At 58.3% G+C, this 21,698-nt stretch carries 22 protein-coding genes, 4 tRNA genes and 1 pseudogene; 22 read left to right on the forward strand and 5 right to left on the reverse strand.

Features of this window, described 5'->3' with window-relative positions:
• Positions 1-570: 570 nt before the first annotated feature.
• Both NTD87_RS27915 and NTD87_RS27920 read left to right on the forward strand, forming a co-directional pair.
• Positions 571-795 (forward strand): annotated as a pseudogene (locus tag NTD87_RS27915) (HAMP domain-containing protein); the annotation flags it as partial.
• Positions 793-1,656, forward strand: coding sequence for a methyl-accepting chemotaxis protein (locus tag NTD87_RS27920; RefSeq protein ID WP_410017445.1), 864 nt, complete (start codon positions 793-795; stop codon positions 1,654-1,656). The pseudogene NTD87_RS27915 and the gene NTD87_RS27920, both read left to right, overlap by 3 nt.
• 45 nt (positions 1,657-1,701) lie before the next feature.
• On the opposite strand, the gene NTD87_RS00475 is transcribed toward NTD87_RS27920, so the two are convergent.
• Entirely contained in the window at positions 1,702-2,460 is a 759-nt protein-coding gene (locus tag NTD87_RS00475) for a hypothetical protein (RefSeq protein ID WP_262111117.1), read from the reverse strand.
• 370 nt (positions 2,461-2,830) lie between these two features.
• Between NTD87_RS00475 and NTD87_RS00480 the strand changes: the two genes are divergently transcribed.
• From NTD87_RS00480 to NTD87_RS00495, 4 genes are all read left to right on the forward strand, one after another.
• A tRNA-Glu gene (locus NTD87_RS00480) sits at positions 2,831-2,906 on the forward strand.
• Positions 2,907-2,908: 2 nt separating this feature from the next.
• Positions 2,909-2,984 (forward strand) — tRNA-Gly (locus NTD87_RS00485).
• A 104-nt stretch (positions 2,985-3,088) separates the two neighbouring features.
• Positions 3,089-3,164: transfer RNA gene (locus NTD87_RS00490), tRNA-Glu, on the forward strand.
• Positions 3,165-3,167: 3 nt separating this feature from the next.
• Positions 3,168-3,243 (forward strand) — tRNA-Gly (locus NTD87_RS00495).
• A 59-nt stretch (positions 3,244-3,302) separates the two neighbouring features.
• On the opposite strand, the gene NTD87_RS00500 is transcribed toward NTD87_RS00495, so the two are convergent.
• Positions 3,303-4,166: a helix-turn-helix transcriptional regulator gene (locus NTD87_RS00500; protein ID WP_262111118.1), complete on the reverse strand. Its 864-nt coding sequence runs from the start codon at positions 4,164-4,166 to the stop codon at positions 3,303-3,305.
• A gap of 426 nt (positions 4,167-4,592) precedes the next feature.
• On the opposite strand from NTD87_RS00500, the gene NTD87_RS00505 reads away from it, so the two are divergent.
• From NTD87_RS00505 to NTD87_RS00560, 12 genes are all read left to right on the forward strand, one after another.
• A complete protein-coding gene (locus tag NTD87_RS00505; RefSeq protein ID WP_262111120.1) occupies positions 4,593-4,787 on the forward strand; it encodes a Flp family type IVb pilin in 195 nt (64 codons plus the stop codon).
• A gap of 207 nt (positions 4,788-4,994) precedes the next feature.
• Positions 4,995-5,189 carry a Flp family type IVb pilin gene (locus NTD87_RS00510; protein ID WP_262111121.1) on the forward strand — a complete coding sequence of 65 codons (195 nt, stop codon included), beginning with the start codon at positions 4,995-4,997 and terminating at the stop codon, positions 5,187-5,189.
• Positions 5,190-5,219: 30 nt separating this feature from the next.
• On the forward strand, positions 5,220-5,750 hold the full coding sequence (locus NTD87_RS00515) for a prepilin peptidase (protein WP_262111122.1): 531 nt from the start codon (positions 5,220-5,222) through the stop codon (positions 5,748-5,750).
• Positions 5,751-5,752: 2 nt separating this feature from the next.
• Positions 5,753-7,087 (forward strand): AAA family ATPase, encoded by a 1,335-nt coding sequence (locus NTD87_RS00520; protein WP_262111123.1) that lies wholly within the window; start codon positions 5,753-5,755, stop codon positions 7,085-7,087.
• Between the two features lie 15 nt (positions 7,088-7,102).
• Positions 7,103-7,915 carry a Flp pilus assembly protein CpaB gene (gene cpaB / locus NTD87_RS00525; RefSeq protein ID WP_262111124.1) on the forward strand — a complete coding sequence of 271 codons (813 nt, stop codon included), beginning with the start codon at positions 7,103-7,105 and terminating at the stop codon, positions 7,913-7,915.
• Positions 7,916-7,976: 61 nt separating this feature from the next.
• Positions 7,977-9,320: a pilus assembly protein TadG-related protein gene (locus NTD87_RS00530; protein WP_262111125.1), complete on the forward strand. Its 1,344-nt coding sequence runs from the start codon at positions 7,977-7,979 to the stop codon at positions 9,318-9,320.
• An 8-nt stretch (positions 9,321-9,328) separates the two neighbouring features.
• Entirely contained in the window at positions 9,329-9,811 is a 483-nt protein-coding gene (locus NTD87_RS00535; protein WP_262111127.1) for a TadE/TadG family type IV pilus assembly protein, read from the forward strand.
• The gene (locus NTD87_RS00540) at positions 9,811-10,305 is read left to right on the forward strand and encodes a TadE/TadG family type IV pilus assembly protein (protein ID WP_262111128.1); all 495 of its coding nucleotides are present in this window, start codon (positions 9,811-9,813) and stop codon (positions 10,303-10,305) included. Before NTD87_RS00535 ends, NTD87_RS00540 begins: the two co-directional genes overlap by 1 nt.
• Complete coding sequence (locus tag NTD87_RS00545; protein WP_262111129.1) at positions 10,299-11,519, forward strand: AAA family ATPase; 1,221 nt, start codon at positions 10,299-10,301, stop codon at positions 11,517-11,519. Before NTD87_RS00540 ends, NTD87_RS00545 begins: the two co-directional genes overlap by 7 nt.
• 3 nt (positions 11,520-11,522) lie before the next feature.
• A complete protein-coding gene (locus tag NTD87_RS00550; RefSeq protein ID WP_262111131.1) occupies positions 11,523-12,965 on the forward strand; it encodes a CpaF family protein in 1,443 nt (480 codons plus the stop codon).
• Positions 12,962-13,948, forward strand: a complete 987-nt coding sequence (locus tag NTD87_RS00555; RefSeq protein ID WP_262111132.1) for a type II secretion system F family protein — start codon at positions 12,962-12,964, stop codon at positions 13,946-13,948. Before NTD87_RS00550 ends, NTD87_RS00555 begins: the two co-directional genes overlap by 4 nt.
• 29 nt (positions 13,949-13,977) lie before the next feature.
• Positions 13,978-14,946, forward strand: a complete 969-nt coding sequence (locus NTD87_RS00560; RefSeq protein ID WP_262111133.1) for a type II secretion system F family protein — start codon at positions 13,978-13,980, stop codon at positions 14,944-14,946.
• Between the two features lie 63 nt (positions 14,947-15,009).
• Here the strand turns inward: NTD87_RS00560 and NTD87_RS00565 are convergent, their stop codons facing one another.
• Genes NTD87_RS00565 through NTD87_RS00575 form a run of 3 tightly spaced genes read right to left on the reverse strand, consistent with a single transcriptional unit; the run spans position 15,010 to position 17,288 of the window.
• Positions 15,010-15,276, reverse strand: a complete 267-nt coding sequence (locus tag NTD87_RS00565; RefSeq protein ID WP_262111134.1) for a DUF3613 domain-containing protein — start codon at positions 15,274-15,276, stop codon at positions 15,010-15,012.
• Positions 15,277-15,294: 18 nt separating this feature from the next.
• Complete coding sequence (locus tag NTD87_RS00570) at positions 15,295-16,005, reverse strand: tetratricopeptide repeat protein (RefSeq protein WP_262111135.1); 711 nt, start codon at positions 16,003-16,005, stop codon at positions 15,295-15,297.
• 41 nt (positions 16,006-16,046) lie between these two features.
• Positions 16,047-17,288 (reverse strand): type II and III secretion system protein family protein, encoded by a 1,242-nt coding sequence (locus tag NTD87_RS00575; protein ID WP_262111136.1) that lies wholly within the window; start codon positions 17,286-17,288, stop codon positions 16,047-16,049.
• A gap of 981 nt (positions 17,289-18,269) precedes the next feature.
• On the opposite strand from NTD87_RS00575, the gene NTD87_RS00580 reads away from it, so the two are divergent.
• The 4 genes from NTD87_RS00580 to NTD87_RS00595 all read left to right on the forward strand — a co-directional run bounded on the left by NTD87_RS00580 (position 18,270) and on the right by NTD87_RS00595 (position 21,410).
• On the forward strand, positions 18,270-19,049 hold the full coding sequence (locus NTD87_RS00580) for a transporter substrate-binding domain-containing protein (protein WP_262111137.1): 780 nt from the start codon (positions 18,270-18,272) through the stop codon (positions 19,047-19,049).
• A gap of 57 nt (positions 19,050-19,106) precedes the next feature.
• Complete coding sequence (locus NTD87_RS00585) at positions 19,107-19,835, forward strand: ABC transporter permease (RefSeq protein ID WP_262111139.1); 729 nt, start codon at positions 19,107-19,109, stop codon at positions 19,833-19,835.
• Positions 19,832-20,542 (forward strand): ABC transporter permease, encoded by a 711-nt coding sequence (locus NTD87_RS00590; RefSeq protein WP_262111141.1) that lies wholly within the window; start codon positions 19,832-19,834, stop codon positions 20,540-20,542. Before NTD87_RS00585 ends, NTD87_RS00590 begins: the two co-directional genes overlap by 4 nt.
• Positions 20,543-20,645: 103 nt before the next feature.
• Entirely contained in the window at positions 20,646-21,410 is a 765-nt protein-coding gene (locus tag NTD87_RS00595; RefSeq protein WP_262111143.1) for an ABC transporter ATP-binding protein, read from the forward strand.
• Positions 21,411-21,698 lie beyond the last annotated feature (288 nt).

Consider the following 21,698-nt stretch of genomic DNA (forward strand, 5'->3'; position numbering starts at 1 on the left):
GTGATGAATGATGTCGAGCAGTCGCTGGGGGCTTACCGCAAAGCCTTCGATGAGTTTGTCGAACTGACCCAGGCCAAGGACCTGGCGCTGGAAATGGCCAGTTGGTCGGTGTCCAGCGTGGCCAATAACCTTGATGTGCTGCAGGCGGGTCTTGCCGACGATGGCGCTTATGCGCTCAAGGAGTCGCAAGGCAAGGATGGCGCGGAGTTTATCGAGCAGGCCAATCAGGTCAGTCAGGTGTCGCGATTGATGTTGCAGGCAATGAATGAGGCGCGGGTGCGCCTGGATCAGAGCCGCAAGGTCAGCGACGAAAGCGCCGAGCAACAAGGCAAGATTGAACAGGCCGACCAGGCGTTGACGCAGGCTGAGGCGTTGAAAAACACGGTCAAGGATGCGGGCTACCAGACCGTGCTCAATGAAGTGACCGGACATATCGCCAGTTTCAGCGAAAAACTGGCCGAGTACACGGGGCTGTTGACTCAAGAGAAAAAGGTCTATCAGCAGTTGCATGAGCGTGCCGCCGAAGTGGTGCAGCGGGTCGATCAGGCCTATGGCGCTGAGGACCACTCGATGCAGGCGGAGCTGAAGAAGAACTCGCTGTTGATTATCGCATCGTCGGCCCTGGCGCTGCTGGTCGGGCTGATTGCAGCGTGGGTGATTACTCGCTTGATCGTTGCGCCACTGCGCAGCGTGATTCTCGTCGCTCAGCAAATTGCAGCGGGCGATCTGAGCGCGACCGTGCAGGTAACGCGACGTGATGAAATCGGCCAGTTGATGCAGGCAATGCAGCAAATGGGCGCTGGGCTGAGCAGTATCGTCAGTGGTTTGCAGGCCGGCATCGAGCAACTTGCGAGTTCCGCGCAATCACTCTCGGCGGTGACCGAGCAGACCAACCTGGAAGTCAGCAGCCAGAAGGAAGAAACCGAGCAAGTCGCCACCGCGATGAATCAGATGACTGCCACCGTGCACGACGTTGCGCGTAACGCCGAGGAAGCGGCACTGGCGGCGCAGACAGCGGACGGCAAGGTCGAGACCGGCCAGCAGGTGGTGCGTCAGAGCATGCAACGCATCGAACAGTTGGCTGACTCGGCGACGTCGGCCAGTTCCAGCATCGAAAGCCTCAGTGCGGAAATCCAGAACATTGGCACTGTCCTCAGCGTGATCAAAAGCGTTGCCGAGCAAACCAACCTCCTGGCACTCAATGCGGCCATCGAGGCTGCGCGAGCGGGTGAACAGGGCAGGGGCTTTGCTGTGGTTGCCGATGAAGTTCGTGCCTTGGCCAAGCGTACCCAGCAATCGACCGAAGAAATCGAGCGTCTGGTGAGCGCCTTGCGTTCAGCCGCGCAGGCGTCGGTGCAGCAAATCCAGAGCAGTGGCGAGTTGGTCAAGCTTGCAGTCAGTGATGCGCTACAGACCGAAAGCGCGCTGGGCAGTATCGCGGCGGCGGTATCGCTGATTCAGCAGATGAACCAGCAAATCGCTGCAGCGGCCGAAGAACAGAGCTCGGTTGCCGAGGAGATCAATCGCAGCGTGACCAGCATCCGTGCCAGTGCCGATCAATCCTCGCTGGCCATGCAAGGCAATGCCACGTCCAGTATCGAGCTGGCGCAGTTGGGGGCTGAGCTGAAGGGGATGGTAGGGCATTTCAGGTTGTAAGCGATGTGTGGCGAGGGAGCTTGCTCCCTCGCCACAAGTGCTGTGTCAGTCGTAGATAGCTTTCTTCTTCCAGTCTGCGTCGACTTCTACTTCTTTAAGGCCTTGGGTCAACTCGTTAACTTCACCTTCCACCGGTGCAATGTTGGTCAGCACCATGGAGTTGGCGCGCGCCAGAAGTTTTTCCAGGTACTGCAGCTGTTCGCTGTAAACCTGCGGGTCTTGCTGTTTACGCAAGTACTGCACGCCACGCTCGAACGCCAGGCGGGCTTGCCCGGGTTGTTCCTGTTGCAGTGCATGTTGGCCGAGGTTGTTGAAAAACTCGATGTGCAGCAATACCAGGATGTGCCGAATTTCGCGGATCCAGCGCTTGGCTTCGTTGGCAGGCAGGAAACCGTCCTGTGCCGCGCGAGTGACCTGACCGTGCAGGGCCTCAAGCAGAAAGCGTACGTCCTTGGCCTTGGCTTCGGTCTGGATCGGTGCCGGCGGGTTATTGACCGGAATGGATTCGCCTTGCGCGACCAGCGCACTCAGTTCGTCAATGCGGGCTTTGACCGTCGAGCTGGATTTATCCAGATTGAGCAGGCGTTGGCAGACGTTGAGTTCCAGGCGCGTGAGCAGCAACTTGAGCGCCGGAGTCATCAACTGGCCAGGGAAGGTCTCGGTGATTTCGCCACAACGGCGCAGTCGATCATTGAGTTCGACCTTGGTGCGGGCCTTTTCCAGTTTATTGTTTTCCACCACATGGTTCATGTAGCCAATGGCGATCAATATTGCGATCCCGACTATTACTAGCAGGGTGATCATGAGTGGTGTCACCGTGAAGACCTCTTTATAGGGTTTGCATGCGAGTGTAGAGGCTAAGCCTGGGAGCGCATAGGGTGGCGCGACGAGTTGAATCGAGCCTTTGCGCTGTCTATATAGGTAATGTGTGGATGGGTGCACATTGCCATCATCTGCTGGTGAGGACTATAGCGTCTTGGCGAGTGACAGAATATAGGCGTCAAACCCCGGTCGGACGAAAACCTGGAAATGCCCCTGAAAGGGCGGCGAAGTCATTGATTTAAATAAATTTATAGTTGGGGGTTGACGACCCCTCAATCCATCCATAGAATGCGCGCCACTTACAGCGTAAAGCCAACAGCAAAACGCGGTAGGGAGTGAATGTTGTACGTGTGTCCCCTTCGTCTAGTGGCCTAGGACACCGCCCTTTCACGGCGGTAACAGGGGTTCGAGTCCCCTAGGGGACGCCAATGCGGGAATAGCTCAGTTGGTAGAGCACGACCTTGCCAAGGTCGGGGTCGCGAGTTCGAGTCTCGTTTCCCGCTCCAATTTTAAACAGCTTTGCTTTCGGGCAGGGTTGAGTGAAACCAGAACCAAGTCTTCGGATGCGGGTCTGGACACTGGAACACACACCATGTGTTCCGGGTAGCGTGTCCCCTTCGTCTAGTGGCCTAGGACACCGCCCTTTCACGGCGGTAACAGGGGTTCGAGTCCCCTAGGGGACGCCATTTGCGGGAATAGCTCAGTTGGTAGAGCACGACCTTGCCAAGGTCGGGGTCGCGAGTTCGAGTCTCGTTTCCCGCTCCATATTTAACAAAAACGCCGCTCAATGAGCGGCGTTTTTGTGTGCGCGTTAAAAAGGCATCTCAGCCTCCGAGGCTATGTATCAGGCTATCGAGCACTTCAGCGGTTGTGTCATCCAACTCCGCTACGACCGACGCTCTAAGATGGCGCGCCTGGCGGTATTCACTCGGTGTGCAGTTGGTGAACTGCTTGAAGGCGCGAGCGAAGTAGGAAGGGTCCTTGAAGCCGGCCTCATAGCCGATGCTGGTGATGGGCATCTGGCTGTTGTCGAGTAATTCCTTCGCGAAGTTCATGCGCTTGTTCAAAATGTAATCCATGTAGCCAAGTCCATTGGCTTCCTTGAACAGGCGGCTGAAGCGAAAGGCCGTCATGCCGCAGCGCTTCGCCAGTTCCCTCTGGTCGATGGTCTCCCGAAAGTGCTGGTCGATGTACAGCAGTACGTTGCTGAGCGCCTGGTGTTTTTGGTGTCCTGAGGTCAGCCGGATGCTGTCCGGCAGGGTCGGTGAGTGGTCGATCAGTAATGTCTTGCGGTGGTCGACAACATTGCGGCGCAGCTCGTAGAGCTGAACGACAGCGGTCAGGTAGCGGTTCTTCTCGGTGGCTGAGAGGGGGAGCACCAGGTATTCCCAGACACAGGAACGCATGGCCCATACGGCCAGTTCTTCCGAGTGTTGCACGGTGAACATGCTGATCGGGATGGCCGGTACGGTGCGTTTGATCTCCAGCAACAGCCTCAGGCCCGGTGTGTCGGGGCGATCAAAATGGATGCAGATCATGTCGGCCTGCACCTCGCTGGAAAACACCGAGTCTTTCGCCAGTTTGCAGTCGCAGGATTCCTCGAACTGCGTGATCAGTTCGGTTGTGGACCGATCGTGGGTCCGATCGAACCAGAGTAGTGATGGTTTCCTGATCACGTTCGAGGTCATGTGTTTGGCTCCGAGGTTCTTCGTGCCTCCCTCCGCTGAGTAGTATTGTCAATGTGATATCACTTTGCAGACTAAATCCTGATAAGAAAAACCGAATTTAGTTCTATGCGCTCTATGTTCTGCCTGGAAGTCAGGGCCGGTCGGTTATTTATTGGTGTGTTGGCGGCGCATTCGGGATCAACCGTTCGTCGCTTGTGAATAAAGGGCAATGGCATTGGCCAGCCATGCCTTGTTTTTAGCTTTTCCTTTCCCTTCTTTTCCCTCTGTAGACGCCAATTACCCGGTAGTTGGCGTGCCCGCAAAAAAGTCCTAGCGATGCGCAAAATCCTCCTAACCCCCATGACGGCACCCTGACTAAGGTATTAACACGCAGTACATAAAGTGCTGCCCCCCGGAAGTACAACAATCGAAAATGAGGTGTGCAAAATGACTCTTCAAACAATCAAAACTTCGGTACTGAAGTTCGCCAAAGATGAAGACGGCCTGACCATCGTGGAATACGCGGTGGCCGGTGGGCTGATTACGGTCGCTGTTGCCGCGACGTTCGTTCTTTTGGGCGGCCATGTGAACACCAAAATCGCGGCGCTGTGCGCTGCCGTTAATGCTGGTGTTGCGTGCTGAGAGCGAAAACTCCCGCTAGGGAGATGCGGCGATGTCCATGGAGGAGCAGGTTGCTACTGTTTTGCTGATGGGGTTGCTGGGCATGGCGGTGGTGAGCGATCTGCGTCGCCACCGCATTCCCAAAGCTGTTGTGCCCTGACCAGGGTTCCGACAGCACTGCCCAGAAAGAATGACAAAAAGCGCTAGCACTTAAGTGAGGTGAGCAAAATGCTTCTGCAAGCAAGCAAGACTTCAGTAATGAAGTTCATCAAAAACGAGGATGGCCTGACCATCGTGGAATACGCGGTGGCAGGTGGGCTGATTACGGTTGCTGTTGCCGCGACGTTCATTCTTTTGGGCGGCCAGGTGAACACCAAAATCGCGGCTCTGTGCGCTGCCGTTAATGCTGGTGTTGCGTGCTGACAACGATAATTCCCAGTAGGGAGACGCGCCATGTCCACGGAAATGATGGTATCGACTGCTTTACTGATAGGACTTTTGGGCGTGGCGGTGGTGAGCGATCTGCTTCGCCACCGTATTCCCAACCTGCTGATTCTGTTGGGCCTTGCCCTGGGATTGGCTAGTCAGACTTATTCAGGAGGTGTCAGCGGATTGGGAGACAGCCTGCTGGGCATCTTGATCTGTTTTGTGCTGTTTGTGCCCATGTACGCCTTGGGTGGCATGGCCGCCGGTGACGTCAAGTTGATGGCCATGGTCGGCAGTTTTCTACCCTTCCATTACGCGTTGTGGGCTGCATTTTTCAGCCTGATAGCCGGTGGCATTTGCGGTTTTCTGATAGTGCTGGTTCGCGGTCAGTTGTTGCAGACCCTGGCGCGCTATTGGCTGATTCTGAGAGCGCAGTCCTATCTCGCACCGACTGCAGATGAAGTAGCCGGCAAACCTTTCCCATATACGATCGCAATCCTGATCGGCACTTTAAACACCGTTCACTGGCAACTCTTTGCCAGTGGGTTGGGAGGTTAGTCATGCACGTCATCGTCGATAGTGATGCCTACCACAATGAGCGAGAAGCGGTGCAGCGACTGGCCCCCCAACCATGCACTATCAGCGAGACGGGGCTGACAGACAGTTTTCTCGGCGAGTTGGTGTGCAAGCATTTGTACGACGCCGGCGTGTTGGACATGCCGCGGCTGGTAGAGCGCCTGGCGCTGACCGGAGCCGTAATGGAAGAAGTCCTGGCGTTTCTGCGCAAGGATGGTCGTGTCGAAGTGCTTGGGCAGATGGGTGCGCAAACGGGAGGCGGGCAGTCGCTGCGTTATGGCCTGACTGAACGCGGTCGCAGTGCCGCCCGCGATGCCCTGTCGCGTAGCGGCTATATCGGTGCGGCGCCGTTCCCGGTGAGTGCCTACCGTTCCCTGCTCAAGGTGCAGACCATTCACCATGGACGTATCAGCGCTCACGATATGCGCACGGCGCTTCACGGCGTAGTGCTCACGGAGGGGATGCTCGATCAATTGGGTGTGGCGCTGAACTCCGGGCGGGCGATCATGATTTATGGCCCTGCGGGAACCGGCAAGACCTATGTCAGCAGTCGGCTGATTCGTCTGTTCGCCGAGGCCATCTGGGTGCCCCATGCCATCGTGATCAACGAGTCGGTGATCGAGATCTATGACCCGCAGGTGCACCAGCGTCTGGATGATAACGGCCAACAGAACAATTTGATGCTCAACGAAGGGATCGACCGTCGACTGATTTGCTGCAAACGCCCGATTGTCATCACCGGTGGTGAGTTGAGCATGGAGCAGCTGGATGTTCGCTATGACCCCTTCACCCGTCAGTACCAGGCCGCCTTGCAGCTCAAGGCCAGCAATGGCCTGTTCATCATCGATGACATGGGGCGCCAGCGCATGGCCCCCGCCGAGCTGTTCAATCGCTGGATCGTCCCGATGGAAGAGAAGCGTGACTTCCTCAACCTGGGCGGCGGACGGCATTGCGAGCTGCCGTTCGATCTGATTCTGGTGTTTTCCACCAACCTCAACCCCCTGGAGTTGGCTGATGAGGCCTTCCTCCGTCGAATTGGCTACAAGCTGCAATTCGGTTACCTGAAACCCGAAGAGTACGAACGGATCTGGCAACAGGAGTCCGAGCGTCTGGGTATTTATTATGACCCGCTGCTGGTGCGTTATGCACTGCAGAGACTTTACGCCATTGAAGGCATGCCCCTGGTGCCTTGCCACCCCCGCGATCTCCTGAACATGGCGCTCGATCGTCAGCGTTACCTGGGCGGTTCCGGGCCATTGTCGCGGCAGGAGCTGGAATGGGCCTGGCACAACTACTTTGTCCAGCTCGACTTCCTTTGAGTAGGAGATACAGACATGAGTTCTCGTACTGTCACCTTGATTGGTATTTCCCTGGTCATGGGCCTTGGCGCCGCATGGATGGCCAACACCTGGCTGAGTTCACGGCTCAATGCCAGCCCGGATGACCACCTTCGAAGCGTGGTGGTCGCCACGGTCGAGATTCCTTTCGGGCAGATGGTCGAGGCCCAGCAGGTCACGACTGTGCGCATGCCCATGGATACGATCCCGGACGATGCCTTCGATTCCAGCGATAAAGCGGTGGGCAAGATCGCCACGTTCGACATCCTGCGGGGCGACATTGTGCGGGGTGCACGACTGAGCGAACACTTGGGTGGCAGCACTCTGGCCTCGCTGATTGCGCCAGACAAACGTGCCATTTCGGTACGGGTGGACGATGTGGTCGGTGTCGGCGGGTTCCTGTTGCCGGGTAACCGGGTTGATGTGTTGGCCACCAAACACACCGATGGCAGCAGCAACAACGCCGTGTCCAAGACCATCCTCGAAAACCTGCGAGTGTTGGCGGTGGATCAGACGGCGGGCACCGACAAGACCCAACCAGTGGTGGTGCGTGCAGTGACGCTGGAGATGACGGCCACTGAGGCGGAGGCCCTGGTCACGGCGCAGACGGAAGGGAAGTTGCAACTGGCTCTGCGCAACCCGCTGAACCTCACGAAAAAGCCGGCCGTCGCGCCTGTTGCGCCTGTTACGCAGACCATCGCCATGGCCACCGAAACCGCGCCAAGGCGCGTGGTGCACCGTAGCGGCAGTGGCGGCGGGGCTATCACCGTTATCCGTGGGATCGAATCCCATGTCGTCAATGTGCACTGACAGGGCACCCATGCAGTGGTGGAGCTGATCCAGTTCAGTATCGGCAAATGAGGGCTTGACGATGAATCCTCGAATTCAACGGCCGTTCCCGGTAACGCCAAGGCGCCAGCGGGGATCGGTGACCGTACTGATGGTGATCGCGTTGGCGGCGATCGCCATGATGGCGGCGCTGGCGCTGGACGGCGGCCATATGTTGCTGAACAAGACACGCCTGCAAAATGCGGTGGACGCCGCGGCCCTGAGTGGCGCTAAAACCTTGAGTCAGGTCACAGGCAGTACCAGCCTTGCCAGCGCAACACGCACTGCCGCGCTGAACACGCTGACACTTAATGCCAATGCCACCGGCAACAGCGAATTGGCAACGGCCATTGGCGGCAGCGCAGGCACATTTGCTGTGGTGGAATTGGCCAACAGCGTCTATGGACCGTTCTCCTATCCGGGACCTGCGAATGCCACTTACGTTCGGGTGACGGTATCGAGCTATCGCCTGACCGGTTTTTTCTGGAGTTTCGTTCAGGCATTGGGCACTGCCGGTCTCGGCAACAAGGTGGTGGCGGCGATGGCTACCGCCGGACCCAGCCCCACCAGCCCCTGTGATCTGGCGCCACTGATGGTGTGTGGTGACCCGACTAAATACAGCCCGAGCACCGGTGTGTTCTGGGGCTATCACTTCGGCGATTTGCAGGATTTGAAAACCGGCTCTGGCACTACGTCTGCCATTGGCCCAGGCAACTTTCAGTTGCTCGATTTTGGTTCGGGTGGCAGTACGGTCAGACAGGACCTGGCGGGAGGCGGCTCGGTATGCCGCAGCGTCGGGCAAAATGTCACGACTGCACCGGGCAACAAGGTTGGCCCGACGTCCCAAGGCTTGAACACCCGCTTTGGTCAGTACAACGGACCGGTCAATGCCGCGCAGTATCCCCCAGACCTGATCGTTAGCTACAGCACACCCGTGATCAGTTGGAACAGCTCAAGCACACCGCCACGGGCGGAGTACAAGGGCCAACCCGTCATTTCGAACAACGGCACGCTCACCGCTGGCGGCAAGGCGGTGCTTGGCTACAACGACTGGCTGGCGAGTTCCGCCGCGTGTGTCGCCGGCACAGGCAGTGGTTGCCAGAGCGGTGGGGTTTACGAGCGACGGATGCTGAAAATCGTGATTGGCAATTGCACCGGGCAAAACAATGGTGCGACCTCGATTCCGGTCCTGGGTTTTGGCTGCTATTTCGTGGTGCAGCCGGCCGGTAGCACGGGAAGTACCTCGGAGATCTTTGGACAGTTCGTGCAGGAGTGCCAGGGCGACAATGTGCCGGGTCCCAATCCTTCGGGTGATGCCGGCCCACGGATCATTCAGCTCTACAAAACCTACATCAATGGCAGCGGCACTCCGAGCACTGATTCTTAGGAGGCGTCATGGGACTTTACGCGTTTGAACAACGGCGGGGCCAGCAAGGAATGGCATTGGTGGAATTCACCATCGCCCTGCCGTTGTTGCTGCTGCTGTTGCTGGCCCTCGGCGAGTTCGGTCGCATGCTCTTTCAGTACAACACCCTGTTACAGGCCAGCCGTGATGCCGGCCGTTACATCGCCAGCCAGGCGTGGAACTCGACACTGGGACAAGTCGATCTGAGCAACGCAACACTGGTGACCCAAACGAAAAACGTGGCGGTCTATGGCGTGCCTGCCACCACCGGGGCCGCGGTGGTGTCAGGGTTGACGACCAGCATGGTGGGGGTCACCGCGGTGGGCACCGACCATGTGCAGGTCACCATCACCTATACCTTCTGCCCGGTAATTGGTGGTGGCGGTTGTGCCGGCTCGATAACCGGGCTTTTTGCCAATTCGATTGCGCTGCGCATTCCGCTGGTCGCCACGACTGTCATGAGGGCTCTGTGATGAACCGCAAAAATATGCGCGGCGTCTATGTGGTGGAGTTCGCCTTCATCGGCTTGCTGGTGTTCATTCTGTTGTTCGGCGTGCTGGAAATGGGCCGCCTGTACTTCACGGTGAATGCCCTCGATGAATCCGTGCGGCGCGGCGCGCGCCTGGCGGCGGTGTGCAACATCAGCGATCCGATCGTGTTGCAGCGGGCGATCTTCAATGCTGCGGGCAATGCGGGCACGAGCCAGCTGATCACCAATCTGGGCACTGGCAACCTGACGCTGACCTACCTGGACGTGAACGGCGCGCAGGTGGCCAACCCTACCGACACCGTCAGCGTCACCGGATTCCGTGCCATCCGTTATGTCCAGTTGAGCCTGCAAGGCTACGTTTTCAATCTGTTTATTCCCGGGTTTGGTGTGCCGATTACCCTGCCGGTCTTCAGGGCGACCTTGCCACGCGAAGCCCTTGGGCATCATTCCGAATCGGGGGAGGTCACTCCATGCTGAATATAAGGGAAACTCCGTTAACCACTGCGACCGGAAAACCCGGGCTGCGATTGCTGATCAGCAGCCGTGATGCCACGGCGTTGCGTGATCTGCAAAGCGTTTGCCAGCGCATGCCCAGCCTGGAGGTGAGCACGCGTCTGGTGAGTAATGGGCATGTCGACCCGCTCTACGGTCTGGAGCGGATGCCCGATCTGTTGTTGGTGCGTGTGAGCCACCTGTGGCGCGAGGAGCTGGCTGCTCTGTTACAGCGTCCGGCCCATGAGCGTCCGCCGCTGTTGGTGTGCGGTCTGTTGAGCGAGCAGGACAGCATGCGACTGGCGATGCAGGCCGGTGCTCGTGATGTCCTGCCGGAGCCGATAGTCGAGACCGAATTGGTCGCCGCCTTGAGTCGTCTGGTCGCGGAGGTCCGTGTCAGCAGTGGGGTAGAAGGCAAACTGATCGCCGTGATGAGCGCCAAGGGCGGCTCCGGCGGTACGTTGCTGGCCTGCAACCTGGCTCACCAGCTCAGCGTCAAGGGCGGCAATACCCTGCTGCTGGATATGGACCTGCAATTTGGCAGCGTCACTAATTATCTGGATGTGGCGCAGTCGCACAGCCACCTTGAGGTGTTGCTGCAGGTCGAGGGCATGGACGGCGTAGCGCTACGCGGTTTTTGCAGCCACTTCAGCCCGACCTTGCATGTGCTGGGTGGCCGGGCTGGTGAGCTGTGTCTGCCGCAGGATGCCCATCCGGAACAACTCGATGCATTGTTGCAGTTGGCCCGCGCAAGCTATGACTGGGTGGTGGTCGACCTGCCACGGCAAATCGACCACCTCACAGGCGCAGTACTGGAGCAGGCGGATCGAGTGTACGTCGTGGTACAGCAGAGCGTCAGCCATCTTCGGGATGCCAGCTCCTTGATGCGGATTCTTCGTGACGACCTGGGCGTACGTGGGGATCAATTGCAGGTGGTGGTCAACCGCTATGACAAGTCGGCAGCGATCAGCCTCAAGGATATCGGCGAGGCGCTGCGCTGCGTGAACCTGTTGAAATTACCCAACGACTTCAACCTGGTCAGCCAGAGCCAGAACTCTGGCGTGCCGTTGGGGGTGCAAGCGCCGCGGGCTCCGATCACCGTCGCCGTGCGCGAGATGACCGAGGTGTTGGTCGGTAACCAGATGACCAGGAGCAAGGGCTTACTCAAACGTGCCTTCAACCGTTTTTTCGGGGGATGACCCATGATCAGCGACTTTCGTAACCGCTTGCGCAAACAGTCCGGAAAACCCGCCGCATCGTTGTCTGGTCAGCAGGGCGACGACCTGCTGGATCCAACGGAGGAATTGATGGCGTGGGAACGTTCCGTTCCGGACGTTATTTACGAGACCAAAAGTCAGGTCACTCCGGTGGAGGCTGAGTGGCGGGAAAAGATCTATCAGCAATTGCTTAAAGTCATGGACCTGTCCTTGCTCGATTCGCTTGAGCAGGCCGAGGCCACGCGGCAGATTCGCGAGATTTGCCAACGTCTGCTGGATGAGCATTCAGCCCCCGTGAGTTCGGTCAGTCGCCAGTTGATCATCAAACAGATCACCGACGAGGTGCTCGGCCTTGGCCCACTGGAGCCGTTACTGGCGGATCACAGCGTGTCCGACATTCTGGTCAACGGCTATGCTTCGGTCTATGTCGAGCGCTTCGGCAAGTTGCAGAGGACCGATGTGCGCTTTCGCGATGATCAGCATTTGCTGAACATCATCGACCGCATTGTTTCCAGTCTGGGTCGGCGCATTGACGAGTCTTCGCCGTTGGTGGACGCCAGGCTCAAGGATGGTTCGCGGGTCAATGCGATTATCCCGCCGCTGGCCATCGACGGGCCGAGCATGTCGATCCGCCGCTTTGCCGTGGACCTGCTCAACACCGACAGCCTGATCCAGGTGGGGACCTTGACCCCGGCCATTGCTTTGCTGCTCAAGGCGATTGTTCGTGGGCGCCTGAATGTGTTGATCTCTGGCGGCACCGGCAGCGGCAAGACCACCATGCTCAATGTGCTGTCCAGTTTCATTCCGCAAAACGAGCGGATCGTCACCATCGAAGACTCGGCCGAACTGCAACTGCAACAACCCCATGTGGTGCGTCTGGAAACCCGCCCGTCGAACATTGAGGGACGTGGCGAGGTGAGCCAGCGGGAGTTGGTGCGCAACAGTCTGCGTATGCGCCCGGACCGCATTGTGATCGGCGAAGTGCGCGGTGCCGAGGCACTGGACATGCTGACGGCCATGAACACCGGCCACGACGGCTCGTTGACCACGATCCACGCCAATACCGCGCGCGATGCATTGGGGCGAATCGAGAACATGGTGTCCATGACCGGTGCCACTTTCCCAATCAAGGCCATGCGTCAGCAGATCGCTTCGGCCATAGATGTGGTGATCCAGCTGGAACGTCAGGAGGACGGCAAGCGACGTCTGGTCAGCGTGCAGGAGATCAACGGCATGGAGGGCGAGATCATCACCATGACTGAAATTTTCTCGTTTGCGCGCAGTGGCATGGGCGAACATGGCGAAGTGCTCGGTGATTATCGGCCCAGCGGCATGATCCCGTCCTTTCGCGATGTGTTGGCCAAACGCGGTATCGAGTTGCCACTGACCCTGTTCAGACCTGAATGGATGGAGGCACGGCAGTCATGAGCCCTATATCCGGTGAATTCATTCTGATCTTCCTCGGTATGGTGTTTATCGCCGTCTTCCTCCTGGCCCAGGGCGTGGTGGTACCGGTGTTCGGCGAGGCGGGCAAGATGCGCAAGCGCATTCGCGGCCGCTTGCATGTCCTGGAGAAGGCCAACAATCTGCCCAACATGCAGACCGTGCTGCGGCAGAAATACCTGACACGCTTGTCGCCACTGGAGGCCAGGCTTGAGCAACTGCCGTTTATGGCGGATCTGACACAACTGATCGAGCAGTCCGGACACGAATATCGGGCCTATCGGGTACTGTTCCTCGGACTCGCCATGGGAGTTGGTGCAGGAACCCTGGTCTTGTTGCTTTCGTCACCCTGGTGGATGGCGCTGGCGGTGGCTTTTGGGGCGGCCTGGCTGCCGCTGCTGAAAATCCTCCGTGACCGCAACAAACGCTTTGCTGAGTTCGAGGAGGGTTTGCCAGATGCGCTGGATGCCATGTGCCGGGCCCTGCGCGCCGGGCATCCGTTCAATGAAACCCTGCGTCTGGTCGCCGAAGAGCACAAGGGCCCGGTGGCTCATGAGTTCGGCCTGACGTTTGCCGATATCAACTATGGCAATGACGTACGCCGGGCCATGCTCGGCCTGCTGGAGCGGATGCCGAGCATGACGGTGATGATGCTGGTGACGTCAATCCTCATCCATCGTGAGACTGGCGGCAACCTGACCGAGGTACTGGAGCGTTTGAGTCGGTTGATCCGGGGGCGCTTCCGCTTCCAGCGCAAGGTCAAGACCTTGTCGGCCGAAGGACGAATGTCGGCCTGGGTGCTGGTGGCCATTCCGTTCGTGCTGGCGGCGGTGATCCTGGTTACAACCCCCAGCTACCTGCCTGTGCTGATCAATGATCCGATCGGCCATAAGCTGATCATCGGGGCTTTCTGCGCCATGTTGGTCGGGATTGTCTGGATACGCAAAATCATCCGGATTCAGGTGTAAGCGGTTTTCGTCACGCGGAGGTGCAGGTCATGGACTATTTGCTCGGGCTGTTCAGTCGAGTAACGGGTAATGAGGCGCTGGCGCGCCTGTTATTCGTCAGTGCAATAGGGTTGAGTGCGGTGCTTGCGGCAGTCACGGTGACGTTACTGGTGTTGGGTCTTCAGGATCCGATGCAGCGTCGCCTTGCGCTGATCAAGCGTGGTCATTTCGGGAGTGCAGCGGGGCCGGACGCACCGGGTAATCTGCAGCTGCTGCTGGAGCGGGTCGGCCAGCGTTTTGGCTCAGCCGACGCGGCTCAGACGTCCGCAACCCGGCTCCTGTTGATGCACGCGGGTTATCGCTCATCTTCGGCGGTGCAGATGTACTGGGCGGTGCGCTTGTTGTTGCCGCTGGTATTGGTCGGCCTTGCGCTGCTGGTTTTGCCCTTGATTCCCGGGCTTTCCCTGATCATGGGCCTGCTGCTGATGATGATGGTGGCCGGGGTCGGATGGTTGCTTCCTGCGATGTATGTCGATAAGCGCAAGCAGATGCGCCAGGCGCGGCTGCGTGCGGCGTTTCCAGATGCCTTGGATCTGATGGTGGTCTGCGTTGAGTCGGGTCTGGCCTTGCCCACGACCATCGAGCGGGTGGCTGAGGAGATGGCGGTCAGTCAGATTGAGCTGGCTGAGGAACTGGCGTTGGTCAATGCGCAAATCCGTGCCGGCATTACCAGCACCGAGGCGCTAAAACAATTGGCTGTGCGCACCGGTCTGGAAGACGTGCAAGGGTTGGTCAGTCTATTGGCGCAAAGTATCCGCTTTGGCACCAGCGTGGCCGATACCCTGCGCATCTATGCCGATGAGTTCCGTGACCGGCGTACGCAGGCCGCCGAAGAGATGGGGGCGAAAATCGGTACCAAGCTGATATTTCCACTGATTTTCTGTCTGTGGCCGAGCTTCTTTCTGGTCGCCATCGGGCCGGCGATGATCGGGGTGCTCAAGGCATTCGGGGGACTATGAGAGGCGCGGGGGGCGTTTGCAGTCTCTGGGCTACGCCAGAGGCTGATCGCCCACTGACGTGCCTCATTTGCTGCTCATGCTTCCCGATGCCTTTTGCTCGTAACGTTCGGGAATCTTGTACGTGAAGCTATCCAGCCAGCGCTGCATGGCCAGGTCACGTTCGGTGGACGAAACGGTCTGCAGTTTAGGGGAAGCAACCACGCCGCGAATCTGTAGTTGCAACCATTGTTCCGTGCCTTGTTGCGGCACCGAAGAGGGGCCCGGCTCAATCGCCCAGGCGGTCGTGGACAGGCAAGCCATGGACACTATCAACAGCCTCTTGGTATTCATCTCGACTCCTCGTGTTTTCTACTTGATCGCACCGGGTGAGGCATCGACCACCTCTGCCGTGCGACTCCCCTCGACAGCCACCACTTTTTTAGCTGGGGCCTTGAGTTTTTCCGCGCGAGCTTGAGCGTCTGCGACTTGCTTTGGACTCAGACTGGCGCGGTTCGCGAGTTCGGCAGCCTGCTTCCAGTTGTCCTGATAGATCAGCAGCGTCACCAAATTGAGTGCCGCCAGTGAATCTGACTGCTTGAGCTCCATGGCGGTCAGAAACTGGAAGCGTGCTTCGTTAATACGTCGCTGATTGAGGTAGACGACCCCCAGGTCATTGCGGATTTTATCGTCGGTGGGGGCCATCCTCATTGCACGCTCGAGGTGATCCGCGGCGGCCGCATTATCATTTTTGGCCACGGCCAACTGACCCAGGCCATGCTCGCCTTCAGCGGCCAGGCAGGTGCCAAGCAGGCTCTGATACAACGGCCCGGCCTCGTTACGACCCAGCAGGCGCAGTACTCGAGCCTTGCGCAGGCGAACTTGCGGCAGATCTTCAGGCAGCCCCTCCAGATTCGCCAGGCTGGCATAGAAACGGCCATCGTTGGCCATGTCATCCGCCAGATTCAGGGACAACTGTTGATCCGAATCGGGACTCGCACAGCTACTCGGTCGCGAAGACAGGCCATTTGTGGCACAGCCTGCGAGCATCACTGTCGCCGCGATTGCTATGACCGCTTTCATTGAGTGTCCTCTGGCTACAACACGTTGAACCAGGCTCGGGCTCATTGCGAGAGCCCCATGCGACTGTCGAAGTCGCCGCTGTCGAGGAAGTACATGCGGTAGAAGTTCGGGTCGTAATTGCGCAGTTGCTCGCCAGGCAATGACGGCAGTTGTGCATTGGCTGCCAGCGGTTGAACCAGGTGCGGGGTGACGATCATCAGCAGTTCGCGCTCTTCACGGTTGATGGTGTTATTGCGGAAGAACGCGCCGAGAATCGGGATATCGCCCAGCCCCGGAAACTTGTTCACCTGGGAGCTGTTGTTGGTGCTGATCAGGCCGCTGATGACGAAGCTTTCGCCATCGGCCAGGGAAATGCTGGTGTCGGTACGGCGCACGGTAAATGCCGGGACCACGGTGCCGGCGATCTGTATGGCGTTGGTGAAATCCAGCTCGCTGACCTCGGGTGCCACCTTCAGGGCAATGCGATTTTTCCCGACGATGGTTGGGGTCAGGGTCAGGCGGACACCGAACTCCTTGTACTCGATAGAGATGTTGTCGCTGCCTGAACTGGGCACCGGAATCGGCACTTCACCACCGGCCAGGAAGCTCGCACTCTGTCCGCTAAGGGCCACAAGGCTCGGCCGCGCCAGGGTGTAGGCAAAGCCACTGCCTTCCAGCGCATTGATCATCCCCAGCACATTGCCGCCCCCAAAGCCGATATTGAAAGTGCCGTTATTGAGCGGGATGTTTGGCTTCAGACCACCAATGTTGCCGGGTGTCACAGTCACCCCGGGCACTGTGCCAGGCGAGCCGAACAGAAAATTGCCGCTTTTGCCGAAGATCGACGTGCTGGCTTCTTTCAATTTGGTGCGGCTGACTTCAACGAAGCGAATATCGGTCTGCACCTGGCTCGGCAGCAGCGGGTCTTCGGAAGGCACCGTCGACACGCTGGTCAGCGCGGCGGTGGCCTTGCCCTTGACGAACACCATGCTTTGGCGCGGCGTGGGCGAGCAGGCGGTCCAGACCATCAGGCTGGTGGCGCCCGGAGTTATACCCGTGAGGATGAAGGAGTTGCTGCCGCTGGTTTGCACGTCGGCAACTTTCGGGTCGCCCACTGCCAGTTGCTTGATCGGGACGGGCATGCGCAGCTCATCCTGAAGCCCCTGACCGACCTCGAACACGGGGGGCAAATTTGCCAATTGCGAGCAATTGTTCGCCGCAGCCTGAGCCGCGTCTATGCCAAGACCCATCCATAACAGGCCATGAATGATTCTCTTGAAAGCGGGCACGGTACGATAGCTCATTAAGTGCATCCTCGCTGAATAGGCCATCTGTGGTCTAACTGGGTTGCCTCGGATCATTTCAAGGGGCCCGGGCCGGCCCTCCACCTCGCCAGACCACTAATGGTCCCGGCAATATTCCTTGGTACTGCGCACAAGCGGGGGCAAGACGCGGGGCTGACTGACCCGCAAATTGCCTTCACTCAAACTGTTTTCTGGGCCCAGGGCTCGCGAGGATATTCTGTCAACAACCTTGTCCGGCCTGGACAGGCTGTCGAGCGGAGCACGACGTACAGGCCCGGCAGCGCCTATAAAGAGCACTGTCTGCCGACCTGACTCCCCCAAAAAGTAGCCCGCAATCAGAATGGAAAGCAGGAAAACGCCAGCCAGGATCATAGTGAGGTAACTCCTTGTGCCAATCCGCTATCTGATCGCTGAACAAAACGTGGACAACTCAAACCGTTACTACTGACTCCTTGTTTGAAGGTAGTTCAGTCGAAGCAAAACGCCATGATTTAAAAGAAAACTTTCAATGCGGGGGGGATGGCAGGTGTTGATCGGTTGTCATCCTTCTTCGCAGGTTTCGAATCTCGCACTCAACCCGCGAGGCCGTCCTGTTTCGGGGTATTTCCACACGCAATGCGCCCTCAAAAATTGTTACCGGATGCATCAATACGACGCAAAGCGCGGTTCAGGTAACAGTCGCGCACACGGTGCGGCAATCCTCGAAAATTTTCCTGTCAGTCCTGAAGCCCCGTTCCAGAGGCCTTTCTCCTGCTTTAAAGGGTTTCTTCAGCCGCTGTTCAGCGAGTTGGCTGGTTGATTGCATATGCTTGTACGTACAAGTAAGTGTATGTGCGTGGGAGTCGCCAGGAGGTGTTGACGCACAGGGCTGCTTTAAAGCACTTGCTTGGGGTTTTGGTTCAGATACACAGCGTCGCACGCATTCCAGTAACGGCACCCATGCGCCGCAGGCGCCCATAGTGGTTTTAGGAATTGATAATAATGAAAAGAACATTGCTGACCCTTTCTGCGTTGACCTTGTGCATGGCCGCAGGCGCAGCCATGGCCAAAGAGTACAAAGAGCTGCGTTTTGGCGTTGATCCTTCTTATGCACCGTTCGAGTCCAAAGCGGCTGACGGCAGCCTTACCGGGTTTGATATCGATCTGGGCAACGCGATCTGCGCCGAGCTGAAGGTCAAGTGCAAATGGGTCGAAAGCGATTTCGACGGTACGATTCCAGGCCTGAAGGCTAATAAGTTCGACGGCGTGATCTCCTCCATGACCGTGACTCCAGCCCGTGAGAAAGTCATCGACTTCTCCAGTGAGCTGTTCTCCGGCCCGACCGCTCTGGTCTTCAAGAAAGGCTCCGGCGTTTCTGACGTGGCCTCGCTCAAGGGCAAAAAGGTCGGCTACGAGCAAGGCACCATCCAGGAAGCCTACGCCAAGGCCGTACTGGACAAGGCCGGGGTAGAGACCAAGGCCTACGCCAACCAGGACCAGGTCTATGCTGACCTGACCTCCGGTCGCCTCGACGCTTCGGTGCAGGACATGCTGCAAGCCAAACTGGGCTTCCTGAAGTCGCCACAAGGCGCCGACTACGATGTCAGCAAGCCGATCGACGATCCTCTGCTGCCAGCCAAAACGGCGGTGGGTATCGCCAAAGGCAACACAGAACTCAAGGCACTCATCGATAAAGGCCTCAAGGCGGTACACGATGACGGCACCTATGACTCGATCCAGAAGAAACACTTCGGTGATATGAATCTGTACAGCGGCAAGTAACGCCCCGGCGCCCGTCTTCAGGATGGGCGCTTTTTTATGGCTATAGGTCCCTGAATTATGTTCGAAGCACTTTTGCAGACACTCGGGCTCTCCGCATTCAGCTTGAAGGGGTTCGGCCCTCTGTTGCTGGAAGGCTCCTGGATGACCGTCAAGTTATCGATACTATCGCTGTTGTTGAGCGTTCTGCTCGGCCTGCTCGGCGCCAGTGCCAAACTCTCCAGTATCAAACTGTTGCGGATTCCGGCCCAGCTCTACACCACGCTGATTCGCGGGGTGCCGGACCTGGTGCTGATGCTGCTGATTTTCTACAGCCTGCAAACCTGGCTGACCAGTTTCACCGAGGTGCTGGGCTGGGAATACATCGAGATCAATCCGTTTGCCGCAGGGATCATCACCCTGGGCTTTATCTACGGCGCGTACTTCACTGAAACCTTTCGCGGCGCGATCCTCGCTGTGCCCCGCGGGCAGATGGAAGCAGCCACGGCCTACGGCTTGAGCCGTGCTCAGCGCTTTCGCTTCGTGGTGTTCCCGCAAATGATGCGCTTCGCGCTGCCGGGCATCGGTAACAACTGGATGGTGATCCTCAAGGCCACCGCGCTGGTGTCGATCATCGGCCTGGCGGACCTGGTAAAGGCCGCGCAGGACGCCGGCAAAAGCTCCTATCAACTGTTCTTTTTTCTGGTGTTGGCAGCGCTGATCTACCTGGTGATTACCAGCGCTTCGAATTATGTCCTGCGCTGGCTCGAACGGCATTACGCGGCAGGTTCCCGGGAGGCTGTACGATGATCGAACTACTGCAGGACTACTGGAAACCGTTCCTTTACACCGACGGCTACCACATCACTGGCCTGGCCATGACTCTGTGGCTGCTCAGCGCCTCGATTTTCATCGGTTTTCTGGTGTCGATTCCACTGTCGATTGCCCGGGTTTCCAACAAGCTCTACGTGCGCTGGCCGGTGCAGTTCTACACCTACCTGTTCCGTGGCACGCCGCTGTATATCCAGTTGCTGATCTGCTACACCGGGATCTACAGCCTGGCCGCGGTCCGCGCGCAGCCGGTGCTCGATGCGTTCTTTCGCGATGCGATGAACTGCACCATCCTCGCCTTTGCCCTGAACACCTGCGCCTACACCACGGAGATTTTCGCCGGGGCGATTCGCAACATGGCCCACGGCGAAGTCGAAGCGGCCAAGGCCTACGGGCTGACAGGCTGGAAGCTTTATGCCTACGTGATCATGCCGTCGGCGCTGCGTCGCTCGTTGCCGTACTACAGCAACGAAGTGATCCTGATGCTGCACTCGACCACCGTGGCCTTCACCGCCACCGTCCCGGACATTTTGAAAGTGGCGCGGGATGCCAACTCGGCGACCTTTTTGACCTTTCAATCGTTCGGCATCACCGCGCTGATCTACCTGACCGTCACCTTTGCGCTGGTCGGTCTGTTCCGTATCGCCGAACGTCATTGGCTGGCCTTTCTTGGCCCGGCTCACTAGGACTTAGCACTCCAGACGGCCGCCCATCAGGCCGCGGGCTTTGTCGCCGGTTGCGACGTCTACGCAGCGGCGACCCATTTTCCTTTAGAGGATGCTTGCGCACATGTACAAATTGACTGTTGAAGAACTACACAAGAGTTACGGTAGCCACCAAGTGCTCAAGGGCGTTTCCCTGAAAGCCAAAACCGGTGATGTGATCAGCCTGATCGGCGCCAGCGGCTCGGGCAAGAGCACCTTTTTGCGCTGCATCAACTTTCTCGAAACACCCAACGACGGCGCCATGAGCCTGGACGGCAAGCAGATTCGCATGGTCAAGGACCACCACGGCATGCGCGTGGCCGACGATGCCGAACTGCAACGACTGCGCACTCGCCTGGCGATGGTGTTCCAGCACTTCAACCTGTGGGGCCACATGACGGTGCTGGAAAACATCACCATGGCCCCGCGCCGGGTGCTGGGTGTCAGCAAGAAGGACGCGGAAGACCGCGCCCGACGTTATCTGGACAAGGTCGGCCTGCCGGCCCGTGTGGCGGATCAATACCCGGCGTTCCTGTCGGGCGGTCAGCAACAGCGCGTCGCGATTGCTCGCGCGTTGGCGATGGAGCCGGAAGTCATGCTGTTCGACGAACCGACCTCGGCGCTGGACCCGGAACTGGTGGGCGAAGTGCTCAAGGTGATCCAGGGCCTGGCCGAAGAAGGCCGGACCATGATCATGGTGACCCATGAAATGAGCTTCGCTCGCAAAGTCTCGAATCAGGTGCTGTTTCTGCATCAGGGGCGAGTTGAGGAAGAGGGCGCGCCTGAAGACGTGCTGGGCTCTCCGAAGAGCGAGCGTTTGCAGCAGTTCCTCAGCGGCAATCTGAAGTAGCCAGCGCCGGGCAGTCTGGGCCTTGAGCGACGGATTAGTCGCTCAAGGCCGAGTTTTGCCTGGGGGCTTTGGGGTGCAGACCAGCGCGTGGGAGCGATCATAAGTTCCATTCAGTCGGTACATTAAAAAAAACGGGCGATCCGAATAAGATCGCCCGTTTTTTACATCGAAGCCTGTACCTGCAATCGTCGCCCAACGACGTCCAGCAAATCACAACCGTCGCGCAATGACGTCACCAACACCCGCGATAATTCACTGTAAACGCCCTCGCTAAGCGCCAGACTCACT

This window comes from Pseudomonas sp. 6D_7.1_Bac1, from assembly GCF_025465945.1.
Classification (GTDB): Bacteria; Pseudomonadota; Gammaproteobacteria; order Pseudomonadales; family Pseudomonadaceae; genus Aquipseudomonas.

Coding starts and splice junctions, on each gene's coding strand:
- NTD87_RS00560 (WP_262111133.1), top strand. CDS start 13,978: ATGGACTATTTGCTCGGGCTGTTCAGTCGAGTAACGGGTAATGAGGCG.
- NTD87_RS00530 (WP_262111125.1), top strand. CDS start 7,977: ATGAATCCTCGAATTCAACGGCCGTTCCCGGTAACGCCAAGGCGCCAG.
- NTD87_RS00570 (WP_262111135.1), bottom strand. CDS start 16,005: ATGAAAGCGGTCATAGCAATCGCGGCGACAGTGATGCTCGCAGGCTGT.
- NTD87_RS00550 (WP_262111131.1), top strand. CDS start 11,523: ATGATCAGCGACTTTCGTAACCGCTTGCGCAAACAGTCCGGAAAACCC.
- NTD87_RS00555 (WP_262111132.1), top strand. CDS start 12,962: ATGAGCCCTATATCCGGTGAATTCATTCTGATCTTCCTCGGTATGGTG.
- NTD87_RS00590 (WP_262111141.1), top strand. CDS start 19,832: ATGATCGAACTACTGCAGGACTACTGGAAACCGTTCCTTTACACCGAC.
- NTD87_RS00585 (WP_262111139.1), top strand. CDS start 19,107: ATGTTCGAAGCACTTTTGCAGACACTCGGGCTCTCCGCATTCAGCTTG.
- NTD87_RS00545 (WP_262111129.1), top strand. CDS start 10,299: ATGCTGAATATAAGGGAAACTCCGTTAACCACTGCGACCGGAAAACCC.
- NTD87_RS00510 (WP_262111121.1), top strand. CDS start 4,995: ATGCTTCTGCAAGCAAGCAAGACTTCAGTAATGAAGTTCATCAAAAAC.
- NTD87_RS00540 (WP_262111128.1), top strand. CDS start 9,811: ATGAACCGCAAAAATATGCGCGGCGTCTATGTGGTGGAGTTCGCCTTC.
- NTD87_RS00595 (WP_262111143.1), top strand. CDS start 20,646: ATGTACAAATTGACTGTTGAAGAACTACACAAGAGTTACGGTAGCCAC.
- NTD87_RS00520 (WP_262111123.1), top strand. CDS start 5,753: ATGCACGTCATCGTCGATAGTGATGCCTACCACAATGAGCGAGAAGCG.
- NTD87_RS00515 (WP_262111122.1), top strand. CDS start 5,220: ATGTCCACGGAAATGATGGTATCGACTGCTTTACTGATAGGACTTTTG.
- NTD87_RS00575 (WP_262111136.1), bottom strand. CDS start 17,288: ATGAGCTATCGTACCGTGCCCGCTTTCAAGAGAATCATTCATGGCCTG.
- NTD87_RS00505 (WP_262111120.1), top strand. CDS start 4,593: ATGACTCTTCAAACAATCAAAACTTCGGTACTGAAGTTCGCCAAAGAT.
- NTD87_RS27920 (WP_410017445.1), top strand. CDS start 793: ATGGGCGCTGGGCTGAGCAGTATCGTCAGTGGTTTGCAGGCCGGCATC.
- NTD87_RS00535 (WP_262111127.1), top strand. CDS start 9,329: ATGGGACTTTACGCGTTTGAACAACGGCGGGGCCAGCAAGGAATGGCA.
- NTD87_RS00565 (WP_262111134.1), bottom strand. CDS start 15,276: ATGAATACCAAGAGGCTGTTGATAGTGTCCATGGCTTGCCTGTCCACG.
- NTD87_RS00475 (WP_262111117.1), bottom strand. CDS start 2,460: ATGATCACCCTGCTAGTAATAGTCGGGATCGCAATATTGATCGCCATT.
- NTD87_RS00500 (WP_262111118.1), bottom strand. CDS start 4,166: ATGACCTCGAACGTGATCAGGAAACCATCACTACTCTGGTTCGATCGG.
- cpaB (WP_262111124.1), top strand. CDS start 7,103: ATGAGTTCTCGTACTGTCACCTTGATTGGTATTTCCCTGGTCATGGGC.
- NTD87_RS00580 (WP_262111137.1), top strand. CDS start 18,270: ATGAAAAGAACATTGCTGACCCTTTCTGCGTTGACCTTGTGCATGGCC.